An 11,855-nucleotide genomic window follows, 5' to 3' on the forward strand; every position below is an offset into this window, starting at 1 on the left:
TATTTGTTTTGCTATCCTTATACACATCTCTGCATCTTCTCTTTCATAAATTAACTCCATGTCATATCTAGCTATAGTGTACTCACTAGCTAACCTTCTCAATTTCTCTCTATTTTCCTTAACAAAGTTATCAATCATCTCTGCCAGTTTACTATCGATATTCCTTATATATGATAATATTTGCTTCCCATCATGAAAATATGTGAAGTCTCCAGAGATCGCTAGGCTTACCCCTTTCATGTATAATTCAGAGGCTACACTGGACAAGAAACAAGTTTGGGAATACATTTTTTTGGATAAAGCGTACTGTGCTAACTCTAAGTACTCCTCAGCCCTAGCTATGAGAATATTAGTCATATATAGACATTTTAGAGATTCATAATTTTATTTAGATGTTGGCGTTGTGGCAGTTAGGTGTATCAACTGTTTACTTGGGCTATCCTTACTTCATCTCTCAAGATAAGGGTAATAAGTTCACTTCAAATATCTGGTCTTATCGCAAGTTGATTGAGGCTATAGTGTATAAGCTCTATGAGTATGGTATAAACGTGTTCCTCGTTGTAGAGTATAACACTTCACGTTTCTGTGCTTTCCATGACGTTCTCGTTGAGAGGAAGCCTAGGGGAGTTATTAATTGCCCTTTAGGTCATAAGCTTCACAGTGATGTTAATGGTGCTTTAAACATTGGGAATAAAGAGGATTGTAAGCGTATTAAAGAAGCCCCTTTCCTTTCTCGTAACGTCAAACGGAGTAACTCCCTTAAAGGGGAGTAACTCTTTAGACCTCGGCAAAACCCTTTAGGGCGGGGAAGAGGTCAGAGATTAGCATTAAGAGAGTTTTCCGCTCTAAAGGACTTAGTCCTCCCTCACTTTGTCAAGTGTAATCATGTGAGACTAAATTCATATTTTAGAATATGATATTTTAGAATATGATATTTGTGAATAGGGAAAAGGAATTGGAGGCTATTAAAAAGAGGCTCGAATCAAAGTCTTTAGAGCTTATAATAGTCTATGGTAGGAGAAGGATTGGGAAGACTTCGTTGATCTTAAAGGCGATAGAGGGCTATCCCTCCGTTTATTATCTAGCAGTCGAGGGAAAGAATAATCTATTAAAGTTTAAGCAAACCGCTGAAAGGCTATTTCCTGAGATTAAACACGTAAAGGAGGATTGGGAGTCACTCTTCTATGCTCTCAAGGACAAGGTTATTGTGATAGACGAGTTCCCTTACTTAATCGAGGAGGATAATTCGATACCTTCTATTTTTCAGAGGATAGTGGATGAGGTCTTGAAGGGTACTAATACAAAGATAATACTGGTGGGCTCGTCAATTTCAATGATGAGTGACCTGCTTTCGTATAAGAGCCCACTATACGGTAGGAGGACTTCAGCTATAAATTTAAAGGAGTTGAAGTTTAAGGACTTGAGGAAGTTTAATTTCGACGTAGTTGAGGGTATAAGGGTTTATGGTTTTGCCGGAGGTGTGCCTTATTATTTAATCAAGGTTAAAACTCCCTTTTTGGAGTGGATAAATGAAGAGTTGAAGAGGATTGACTCCTTTTTAAAAGATGAAATGGACTTCTCGTTAAGATACGAATTTAGTGAGATATCCACATATAAGGAGATTCTGTTGTCCATAGCTATGGGTAAAAACACATTAGGCGAAATAAGGGACTTCGTTAAGGTTGGTGGAGAGATATCTTCATATATAAAGAAGTTAGAGAGGATTGGACTAGTGAAGAGGGAGGTTCCGATTTTAGAGAGGAGAACTTCGAAGAGGGGTAGGTATATAATAGTAGATAACTTCACCAACTTCTGGTTTAAGTTCATTTACCCTAACCTCAGCGAAATAGAAGAAGGAAGATACGAGATAAGGGAGGAGGAGTACAACGAATATTTAGGAAGGGTATTTGAAGACATTGCAAGGGAGTACGTGAAGGATAAATATGGGCTTAGGGATGTCGGAAGGCATTGGTACAAGGACGTTGAAATTGACATCATGGACAAGGGATTAAACATTGCTGGGGAATGCAAGTGGAGTGACGAGGTTGACGGTATCAGAATCTTACATGAGCTCGAGAGTAAATTGGAGAGGCTTAACTTAAACGTGAAAAAAATTGTTATATTTGCAAAGAGCTTTCGCAGAATGGAAAACTCCGAAAAGGTAGAATACGTTGACTTAAAGAAGTTGAGGGAGTGGTATGAACAAGAAGAATAGTCATTGACGTAAACCAGACTGGAGAAGGGTTAATCGGAATCCGCTATTAGAGGAACTCACACTATTTACGAGAAGAGGTCTGACAAAGGAAGGACAAGCCTCCCCCTTCAAGATGGGGAGGAGGTCAGTTTTCTCCCGATTTAAATGTATAAGTTTTTCAAAATAAAACGTATTTATATTTTTATCTAAACGTATTAAAATTATCCCATTTAACTAAAAGTTTATTATCCCCCTTTGAAGATAATTATTCAGAAAGAGACAAGGGATAATGAGTAGTCTGGATGAGGTAATAGACAAATCCCTTTCTAAATTTGACGCATACTACGCAAAAAAGAACCTCAAATGGTCGAAGATAATAACTATAAAGGATCAAGAAGATAAGGTAGCAGGATTTGTAGAACTAAAGGTAAAGGACAATATAGGAATAATCTTCTATATGGGAATACTGCCACAGTATAGAGGGAAGGGTTATGGTAAGAGATTATTAAAAGAGGCAGAGAGGTATTTTTTAAGCAAGGGATTAAGCTATATAATAGCCTCCACGAGAAGTTACAATAAACCAGCACTATCGTTATTCAAAAAGTACAAAAGGTTTGATATCCATACGGTATCAGATGATATAGTGTATATTCTTGATGCATATGACGATGATGTGATTTTGTGTAAAGAAATCAGTGACGTAAAGATACCTTGTGAAACATTAGTTAAGGACTTCTGAGTACGAAAGTGAGTTAAATTTTTATTCTTTTTTTATTAACTTCCTTATACAGAATTAAATTATAAATAGTGTCCTCTAAAAATTCTCTTCATCTTTGACTTAAAACGAAAAACCTATTACAAGTTACGATAAGTGTTTAGTATGAACGTGTTAGAAATCACTCTTCTATATCTTGGAATAATGCTAATACTAGCGAAGGTAGCCGAGGAAGCGTTTTCGAGACTGGGATTGATTCCGTTTGTTGGATCGATCATAGTTGGAATTATATTAGGTAGGGGTGTAATTGGTTTGATACCGGTTAATTCCATAATATCTTTCATTTCCTCATTAGGGATTATCCTTCTATTGTTCCTTGCGGGGGCTGAGGAAATAAGTAGTGAGTTTAGATTTAATTACTTCACATTTTATAGTGTAATTATACAGTTATTATTACCGTTTATCATAATATTCTTAACATTAGAAGAGATAATTCAAACGACCAATTCCCTAGTCCTATTAGTACCACTGATGATGACGAGCGTTGGTCCTTTAACTAGACTATTAATAGATTTAGGAATAAGTAGACAGCAGTTAGGTGCTAGTTTATTCTATCAAGGAACTCTCGTTGAAATAATTTCTGTAATCATCTTTTCAATTTTCCTCGAGGCGAGAAGTACAATAAGTATCAGTGTTTTATATGTTACTTTGGAAATAATAGGAATTTTCGCGCTGATAATAGCCTTAGGCCCCATAATAGCTAAATTACTTGAGAAGATAGAGGGTTACATAAAAGTAAGGGAAATCGAGTTCGCCAGTGTGATAGCGTTAATACTCATCATAGGTTTTTTGGCAGAGTATCTGAAGTTCAATTCAGCTATTTCGGCACTTTTCTTGGGGTATTTGTTGAGGGATTACTTTAAGGATAGACCAGAGCTATTGGAGAAACTGCATGGTTTCACTTATGGTTTCTTTGAACCTCTATTCTTCGTAAGTATAGGACTTTATTTCGTCAAAATATCTCCTCAGATAATACTATATAGTATTATATTATTTATTAGCATAGTAGGCTCAAAGTTCTTAGCTGGATATTTGTCAGCAAGACTCGTAAACGTAGATCCAACAATTAACGGGCTAGGAACGTCTACAAAAGGTGGGGTAGACGTTTCATTACTGGTAAGTGCCCTTAGCCTTAATGCTATTACGGCACTAGAATACTCTTACTCCACCTTAGCAATATCCCTTTCTGCGTTAGTAATTCCGTTACTATTCAAGCTTAAGACTGGATTTAAGGTTAGTAAGGAGGAGACCAAAATTAAACTTAACACGAGAATATCGTCTATTTTAAGCTTAGATCAACCTAAATTTGTTACTTGCGACAATAATTTAAGGGAGGTAATAAATAAACTGAACGAAAGGGGTCTTAGGGCTGCAATTGTAGTGAACCGTGAGATGAGACCGATTGGAATTATAACTGTTAAGACACTCTTAGAAATAAACCCAGAGGATTACGACAGATTAAGAGTATGTGATGTATATCTTGATGAGGCAGTATTAATGGGAGAAGATTCTAAAGTTTTAGACGTACTGAGGAAGTTTAGGGAAACAGAGACTCCAGTAATTGGAATTATTGATAAAGATAATAAGCTTAAAGGTACGATATATGAGAGGGAATTATTGAGATTTATTGTAACTAAATAGGTTTAGTGCTAATATTTACTTCCTCGTCATGATAAAGACTTTAGAAAACTTAGATTAATGTTTCTCTTGAAAGGCTATCCTCCTTTTGATTACGCTACATCATTAAACCTCCTTATTTTAGCCTCTATATATTCCTTTGGTACAGCACCCACGATATAATCTACAACTCTTCCATTATAAAATAGTAGTAATGTGGGTAAGTTAACTACTCCATAATAACTGGCTATATCGGGGTATCTCTCCACATCTACTTTACCAAATCCTATTTCTCTATACTCTGTTGCCAATTCTTCAATAATCGGAGATAAGATGTGACATGGAGGACACCACTCAGCCCAGAAATCTACTAAGCTTATTTTAAAATTATTAATAAACTCGTCTAGGGTAATTGGATCAAGATGGTATACCTTTCCACCTTGATACTTAGGACTCTCTTTCTGAGATTTCATCAGTTTTTTCAACTTATTATTCAAAATAGCTTCTAACTCAGCGTCTTCTTCAAAGGTGGTCATTAATTAATATTTATTATATTTAGTTTATAAGATTTTTGAAAACAATACCGAAGTAATAATCCTTTCTTATCCTAGATATTCATCTGGCTTATTACTAACTTCCTTCCCGCCATACATGGTGAGGCTATCCTCATTTTGTAATATTTATTAATATATAGCACTATATAGTCTTAATTTTCTTTATAGGTAAAATTTTTTAAATTGTCTCACAAGTTAAAAATATGGTTCTGAATGGCATAAAGGCTGAAATCAACATACCCGGAGAGATACCTTGGGAGATAGTCTTAGCTTATTTCGTTTTAGCTACTGTCTTTGTTATTTATATAGCCAAAGTAAAGGGAGGATTGAAGCAGTTCAGCACTTTAGACATAGTATATCTCGCTATTGGAGCATCCTTGGGGACAGCGTGGGAGTTTTATATTGGTCCTTTTATAGATAGAGGAATACCATCGACTCCATTCATAAGTATTGGATTTTGGGGAAGGATTCTAATTATTATAATCTTCGTAAGCTTAGTTAGAAAAGTGGGTAGCGGAATGTTATCTTTAACAATCTATACTTTATTGGCTGACCTTTTCCATTACGGATTTGGAGGGCAACCTCTATATTTCATTTATGAGGCTTTAACTTACGGATTATACATAGATTTAATTATTGCAATTTCTGGAGGTAAGATATTTGGTATTGGTTTAACACCATCTAATAATGAGTCAGAAGATATTGCATTGAGAAAATTGAGAAGAAAGCAAACAATACTAGTAGTAATAGAGGGTGTTATATTAGGAGTACTGCTTTCTATTCCAGATCCTATATTTTACTTAGGATTTTTAAGGCCGTTCATTTATGGAGCTAGCGTTAATTGGGCTTACATAATCTTTACTTTACTTGCGTTTATACCAGGGAATGTGATCGTAAGTATAATGGCAGGATTATTATCGCTTAGAGTAGTAAGGGCTTTAGGACAATGAGAAGGGACTCATATAATATTATTTGCGAATTATATGAGCTTATAACATTCCTCACTCCCTCTCGGCTAATAATTTTTTGTGAAACCTCTTTCCGTAAGAACCTTTACGTGTTACTGGACTTCTCCCCATCATAAAAGATAAGGTATGTCGTTCTTCTATCAACTACTGCTGTTATTCTTATCTTTCTCGTTCTTAATAACATATCTGACATTACCTTTATCATTAATTACTTTCTCCACTTTTCCCTGTTTTAGCAATCTCTTCAATGACTTATATGCAGTTGATTTAGGTAGGCCAGTATACTTCATTATTTCGTTCAATGTTTTAGCACCACTCTTTATGGCATTAAAGACCTTATCATCATTATCTGAGCTACTTGTAGTCAACACTTCTTTATCCTTATTCGATCTCAGCATTACCTCTCTGGAGACGAAGAATACTATTATCCCAACTAGGATATCGATTATAATTAAGGTGAGCGAAATCACGTTTTGTTTATAGAAAAAGGAGAAAAAAAGTTTTACCTTTATGAAGAATAGAATACATACATTACTGGACCGCTGTAATTGTATATGGTAGGATTATTACTAACTTGGTAACTGAGCGTGATATAAACTGTGTAATCACCTTGGTTTAAATAAATTGCTTGATAGTATGGATAACCGTTAGAAAATGTCAGTGTTGTAGCTGAAGTTGAATTGGTTAGTGATAATGTAATAGTGTATTGAGAAAAGGCCTCACCTAATACAGGATTTATACTAAGATTATAGACTCCCGGCTTATATACATTTATTGTACCAGATATAGATGCATTGCCATACTCACCTGGTGTTAGATTTCCTAAATTCAAATAGGCTCCATAAACTACAGCGGGCTGCTGAACTATTGCAAACCTTATCGATAATATAGGCCCTAAATATATTTCAGATGTTACTAATATTGAAGTCACTAAGATTGCAAGTAGTATCGGTACTATTACATTTTTATTCATGACTCATCTAATAATAAATAATAGTTTTAGGTTTATTATAAAAATATCCCTCACTTATTCAGGTTTATAGCCCGTAAACTTTGAATATATTTAGGAGGTTTACTGAGGTTTATCATAAAAAATATCTCCTAAGATAGAAAAATAGTGAATAAAGTAATGTTTAGCTAACTACTTTCATTATTATTGGAAGTCAAATTTATCGTTAATAATTTAAATATAAAGATATGTTATTTGCTTTCCTCAAGTATTATAGTTAGTATAATAAAAAATTATAGCTATAAAATGATAAATTTATTTTAATATTTTAAATAATAAAATTCAATTAAGAATAATCAAATTATATGAAATCCTATGAGACACAAACCCTAAAAGGTTAATGTTAAACACTACGAGATCCTATGAGACCCAAACCCCTTACATTCCTTGACCAGTTTCTTATAAGCCTCTTTATTACTAGGACCACCTACCATTCCGTTTTCTTTAAAATCCTTCTCTCCTATTATTAGACCATCAGCCTCCATGCAATATTCCTTAAAGTTAGATAAAGAAATACCGCTACCTATTAGAACTGGAAGTGAGATAGCATTCTTTACCTTTCTCACAACTTCTACATCAGGGGGAATATTGCTCCTTTGTCCAGAAACTATTACAGCATCAGCTCCTCCTCTCTCTGCTAAATCTTGTGCCGCTAACTCTATTGGCAGGTTATATAGTGGATATGCATGTTTTACGTGAATATCTCCGGCTATCATAACTTTTGAATTCAAATACTTCTTAAGTCTCAATAAGTCAGCAGCCTTTCCTTCTATTATACCTTGGTCTGTAGCGTATGCTCCAATCAACACATTGCACCTAATGAACTGTGACCCAGTTACGTGAGCAATAGAAAGGGCTTGAATACATCCATTTCTCAAAACGTTAACTCCAACTGCATAGAAGTTGAAGCCCTTTCTGACTTCTCTTACAATAATGCTCATTGAGGCTACAGTTATAGGTGGAATGTCGTCTTTGTAGAATGGGTAATCTCCTAGATTCTCTATGATAATACCGTCGACCCCAGCTTCTTCTAGCTTTTTAGCCTCAGAATAAGCGTAATCTATGATCTCATCTAGGCTTAACTTATTATTAGGTGAGCCTTGTAATGAGGGGAGGTGAATCATGCCAATTATATATGGCTTGCTTTTAAATAGCTCATCAAACATAATTATATCTCATAGTGAGGGATATTAAAGAATTATATTTACAAAGTGAGGGAAGCCTCTCTGGCGGGGAGGAAGTGAGCACATATCACGACTGATATCTGCAATTATAAATCTCTACTTTATTTCTTTTATGGGGAATTCATGAAAAAATTTACTTCTTAGTTTGAATGGGATTTTCTATTCATTAATCACTTGTTGATTTAAAAGCGTATTAAGAGTTACAGTGTAGTATTCGTTAGTCCCTTCAATATGGAATTGAACTATTAGCTGACCTGCAATCGAAGGTGTTATTTTATAATATGATGAATAGTAATACAATAAGCTAACTACATTAGTTGCAGGTATAAGTAAATTTAAAGTTATGTTCTGATAAGAATTTGGTTGTATTGTGATAGATGGATTTAACGGATTGTTTACTGTCAAAGTTATCAATGAACCCGTAGATGGGAGTGTGCTGGCGAAAGTTTGTATGTAGAATTGATAGTATAGAACTAGAGTTGATAAGGTATAATTAAAGGTAATTGGCAAACTCCCACCATTAGATATTGTTATGGTAGCTGTAACGTTAAATGGGGGTATTATCAAGCCTAGGGCGTATATAGACGCGTCATAGAATATTAAGTAGTTAGAGGAATCATTAAAGAAAATCGCCGGTAAATAATTGAGATTACGTAAGGTAATAAGACTATTGATATAATACGGAAATCCATCATTTATCTTACCTTCATCTACAGTTCCACTTATGTAGAATAACTGATAATCTGCTGGAAAGAAGCTATTATACTTCGGATATACAAATGGGCTATAATATGCACCATATAACATAATATTCTGAGGTCCATTACCAGTAACTATTGATACCATATCATTACCTATAGTTAAGTATACCTCTGAGTTGACTCGAGGTTTAAATGAAATGATAGTGTAATTTGAATATTCCTTAAAATTGTAACCAGGCATTATTGTTTCATTAATAGTAAAGTTTAGATTATTGTAGCTATTAGTTGTTACATACCCTTGTAAGTAAAGTGGTGTAATATTGACAGGAACTTTTATCCATTTGTTGTCAGTTAGATTTCTAATTGAAATTATATTACTAATATTATATAATAGGGATAATCTATCCATATTTACTGCTATTTTCCACTCTTTTCCTGCATAAGGTCCGTTAATAAACTTTAGAGTACCGTTCATATAAGGCGGAAATCCTTCGCTTAAACTAATCACAGCTAAAGATGGCTTATTGTTAAGATATACACTACCTAAGATTGTACCGTTATACAGATTCCCGTTAAATATCACATTTATCGTAAAAAGTTGATAATTAACTAAAACCCCAGAACCACTATAGAAAACTATTGGGAAACTTATGTTTCCATTAAAACCATATAAAGAGAGATTACTTACAAGCCTAGGCTGGAAAGAGCTAGAAGGATATGCACTTAGGTAAAAATTACCATAAATCTCACCACTGAACGTCCCATTATATATACCTTGATCTTTGTAAAATGCACTTACTAGAGTTCCTAGATATCCTGAAGTAGGGAAATAGGAAATAGTAGTATATTGAGGATATTCTTGATTCGGTCCTATATTTACTTTCTGAAGACCGCCAGGTAATAAATTAAAGTTGAAAGGTGATATATAATTTATCGATGCTAATAAATTATTAAACACTTGTGAAGCTGATAGATTTCCAATTTGTATATTTGCTTGCTTCTCTGTACTATATGATGTCAAAACATTGGCTAATCTAGCTGAGTTTAATAACGTAGAGCTGATTGGCTGAACTACAAAAACATTACCTAGAGAAGTTTGTATAACTAATTCGCTATTGTAGAACTCACTATTAGTAACTTTTATAGCAATTGCGGGATAGCCGAAGTAAAATGGTGCATCATACGTGGTAACTTCTTTTAGGGATATCGTGAAGGGTAAACTCACATTTAGATAATCATTTATTTCAGTTTGATTTGCAAAAACTCTTATTATTGTAATGTTCACTAACCTTTCCTTATTTAATATGATGAAATATATAATACCGTCATAATATTCTATAGTTAAGAAATCATTTTGAGAATTCGCTGTAGCACCTATTCCCACTTCTTGCTTCTCTAGAGAAGCTAAATATTCTTTAGATGATAACAATTGGGATTGTACGTGCTGTTCTACGTTAGAAGACAAGTATAAGTAAGCTAATGGAACAGCTACAACTAAAATTATCATTAATAGTATTAGAAAACCAATTATACTAGATAATCCCTTTTTATTCATGCTATCACCTCTGTACTAACAACATAATACGCTCCGTTTACTTCTACTATAACCCAGACAATGTCGATATAACCCTTTGGAGGAGTGCTAGTATATACAGGGGCGAAGTTATCCTTAATTACACTTAGAGGTGAAGGCAATTGTTGATTGCTAAGTGAGTATATCCTCCCATCTAGCTGAATAAAGGATATTTGATTTCCAGATGTTGAGTTATAGATTGTTACATAACTTATGCCAGGCATTGTTGGATTCAATAAGTTGCTTGAGTTAATCAGATATGCAGGTGCTTGAAATACTGTTAAATATAAACTTCCATTGTAAGATGAATAAGAGTAGGGTACAATTAATGTGTACCCATCCTCTAACGTTACTATATCTATCTTAAGATTATAAGCTATTTGTTGAGCCTCTGATAATACAGCATAATTACTTACTTGATAAGTTGAGTAACTCGAGACCAAGCTAAACAAGACTAATCCTATTAATATCGTTACAACTACTAGAACGAATTCAGTCACAGCATTATCCATTTACTCCTCTAAAATACATACTATTTACAGGGTTCTATATATATTTTCTTTTAATAGTAATGAAATTCACTTCTATTATCTAGTAGACTTTATTATACACAATATCAGTCAAGTTTAAAGAATATCTGTAAAATTGTTAAGTTTTGAAGTAAAATTTTTAGATTATACAGAATTTTTATAGATTTTTACATAAAAATAAATATATATTTAGTTTTTAGGTATATGTATAAGTCTCTATTCGCTCCCATGAGTTTCTTAAAGATTGATTTACAAAATAGTTTATAGGAACCAACCTCCGTCTTAAAGGACAAGGATTTCTCATTTCGTAATAATGATAGTTAAATTTTTTCATTTATCTAAGGAGTTAATTCAAAAGAGCCTTCTAAAGCTGAATGGAAGGGTCAGAAGTTTCCTATTTTTCCTCATCTTGGTCAGTCTTTAGCAAAGCTCCAGCCTTTTCCTCAATATCAGCTAAGACTTCATCAAACTCATCATTGTATGCTATTTCATATTAGGCATCACTATCATGTTTTAGGTTATCGAGCATCTCTTTTTGGTGATCCCTAAGTTCCTCTAAGTATTTTTCGTGTACATCTTTCCTACCTTCGGAATACGCAGCAATCCCGCTTGCGGCATACGCCAAATATGCTGTATATAGGAGGGTGCTGAGAAGCCCATAGATGCCTAAATCCATTATGCTTAGAACTTGATACAATAGGTAAGGTCTATCTAACAGAATTGTCAAAACTTTCTTATCCCTTTCGCTCA

General features: G+C 34.1%; 12 protein-coding genes and 1 pseudogene. 5 read left to right on the forward strand and 8 right to left on the reverse strand.

Annotation, left to right across the window (positions count from 1 at the left end):
• The coding region (locus DMP16_RS04805; protein WP_143576938.1) for a HEPN domain-containing protein at positions 1–357 on the reverse strand (357 nt) is incomplete at its 3' end.
• Positions 358–395: 38 nt separating this feature from the next.
• Between DMP16_RS04805 and DMP16_RS11345 the strand changes: the two genes are divergently transcribed.
• The 4 genes from DMP16_RS11345 (at position 396) to DMP16_RS04825 (ending at position 4,610) form a co-directional block, all read left to right on the forward strand.
• A complete protein-coding gene (locus tag DMP16_RS11345) occupies positions 396–773 on the forward strand; it encodes a transposase (protein ID WP_231961142.1) in 378 nt (125 codons plus the stop codon).
• Positions 774–928: 155 nt separating this feature from the next.
• A complete protein-coding gene (locus DMP16_RS04815) occupies positions 929–2,215 on the forward strand; it encodes an ATP-binding protein (RefSeq protein ID WP_069284140.1) in 1,287 nt (428 codons plus the stop codon).
• A 268-nt stretch (positions 2,216–2,483) separates the two neighbouring features.
• Positions 2,484–2,933, forward strand: coding sequence for a GNAT family N-acetyltransferase (locus tag DMP16_RS04820; RefSeq protein ID WP_069284139.1), 450 nt, complete (start codon positions 2,484–2,486; stop codon positions 2,931–2,933).
• 141 nt (positions 2,934–3,074) lie between these two features.
• On the forward strand, positions 3,075–4,610 hold the full coding sequence (locus DMP16_RS04825; protein WP_185957814.1) for a cation:proton antiporter: 1,536 nt from the start codon (positions 3,075–3,077) through the stop codon (positions 4,608–4,610).
• 89 nt (positions 4,611–4,699) lie between these two features.
• On the opposite strand, the gene DMP16_RS04830 is transcribed toward DMP16_RS04825, so the two are convergent.
• Positions 4,700–5,122: a thioredoxin family protein gene (locus DMP16_RS04830; RefSeq protein ID WP_069284138.1), complete on the reverse strand. Its 423-nt coding sequence runs from the start codon at positions 5,120–5,122 to the stop codon at positions 4,700–4,702.
• 221 nt (positions 5,123–5,343) lie between these two features.
• Here DMP16_RS04830 and DMP16_RS04835 point away from each other — a divergent pair, with 221 nt between their 5' ends.
• On the forward strand, positions 5,344–6,090 hold the full coding sequence (locus DMP16_RS04835; protein ID WP_069284137.1) for a hypothetical protein: 747 nt from the start codon (positions 5,344–5,346) through the stop codon (positions 6,088–6,090).
• Between the two features lie 158 nt (positions 6,091–6,248).
• Here the strand turns inward: DMP16_RS04835 and DMP16_RS04840 are convergent, their stop codons facing one another.
• The 6 genes and pseudogenes from DMP16_RS04840 to DMP16_RS04865 form a co-directional block, all read right to left on the reverse strand.
• Positions 6,249–6,578: a helix-turn-helix domain-containing protein gene (locus DMP16_RS04840; protein WP_069284136.1), complete on the reverse strand. Its 330-nt coding sequence runs from the start codon at positions 6,576–6,578 to the stop codon at positions 6,249–6,251.
• A 38-nt stretch (positions 6,579–6,616) separates the two neighbouring features.
• Positions 6,617–7,081, reverse strand: a complete 465-nt coding sequence (locus DMP16_RS04845; RefSeq protein ID WP_069284135.1) for a hypothetical protein — start codon at positions 7,079–7,081, stop codon at positions 6,617–6,619.
• A gap of 386 nt (positions 7,082–7,467) precedes the next feature.
• Positions 7,468–8,283, reverse strand: a complete 816-nt coding sequence (locus DMP16_RS04850; protein WP_069284134.1) for a BtpA/SgcQ family protein — start codon at positions 8,281–8,283, stop codon at positions 7,468–7,470.
• Between the two features lie 177 nt (positions 8,284–8,460).
• Positions 8,461–10,557, reverse strand: coding sequence for an archaellin/type IV pilin N-terminal domain-containing protein (locus tag DMP16_RS04855; protein WP_069284133.1), 2,097 nt, complete (start codon positions 10,555–10,557; stop codon positions 8,461–8,463).
• On the reverse strand, positions 10,554–11,087 hold the full coding sequence (locus DMP16_RS04860) for a hypothetical protein (RefSeq protein WP_069284132.1): 534 nt from the start codon (positions 11,085–11,087) through the stop codon (positions 10,554–10,556). The genes DMP16_RS04855 and DMP16_RS04860 overlap by 4 nt, the downstream gene beginning before the upstream one ends.
• A 511-nt stretch (positions 11,088–11,598) precedes the next feature.
• Positions 11,599–11,855, reverse strand: a pseudogene (locus tag DMP16_RS04865) (conjugal transfer protein); the annotation flags it as partial.

The sequence above is a fragment of the Sulfolobus sp. B1 genome, from assembly GCF_007050195.1.
Taxonomy (GTDB): domain Archaea; phylum Thermoproteota; class Thermoprotei_A; order Sulfolobales; family Sulfolobaceae; genus Saccharolobus.

Excerpts from the sequence above, each read along its gene's own strand:
- DMP16_RS04850 (WP_069284134.1), bottom strand. The coding sequence starts at position 8,283 with ATGTTTGATGAGCTATTTAAAAGCAAGCCATATATAATTGGCATGATT.
- DMP16_RS04860 (WP_069284132.1), bottom strand. The coding sequence starts at position 11,087 with ATGGATAATGCTGTGACTGAATTCGTTCTAGTAGTTGTAACGATATTA.
- DMP16_RS04835 (WP_069284137.1), top strand. The coding sequence starts at position 5,344 with ATGGTTCTGAATGGCATAAAGGCTGAAATCAACATACCCGGAGAGATA.
- DMP16_RS04845 (WP_069284135.1), bottom strand. The coding sequence starts at position 7,081 with ATGAATAAAAATGTAATAGTACCGATACTACTTGCAATCTTAGTGACT.
- DMP16_RS04825 (WP_185957814.1), top strand. The coding sequence starts at position 3,075 with ATGAACGTGTTAGAAATCACTCTTCTATATCTTGGAATAATGCTAATA.
- DMP16_RS04820 (WP_069284139.1), top strand. The coding sequence starts at position 2,484 with ATGAGTAGTCTGGATGAGGTAATAGACAAATCCCTTTCTAAATTTGAC.
- DMP16_RS04815 (WP_069284140.1), top strand. The coding sequence starts at position 929 with ATGATATTTGTGAATAGGGAAAAGGAATTGGAGGCTATTAAAAAGAGG.
- DMP16_RS04855 (WP_069284133.1), bottom strand. The coding sequence starts at position 10,557 with ATGAATAAAAAGGGATTATCTAGTATAATTGGTTTTCTAATACTATTA.
- DMP16_RS04830 (WP_069284138.1), bottom strand. The coding sequence starts at position 5,122 with ATGACCACCTTTGAAGAAGACGCTGAGTTAGAAGCTATTTTGAATAAT.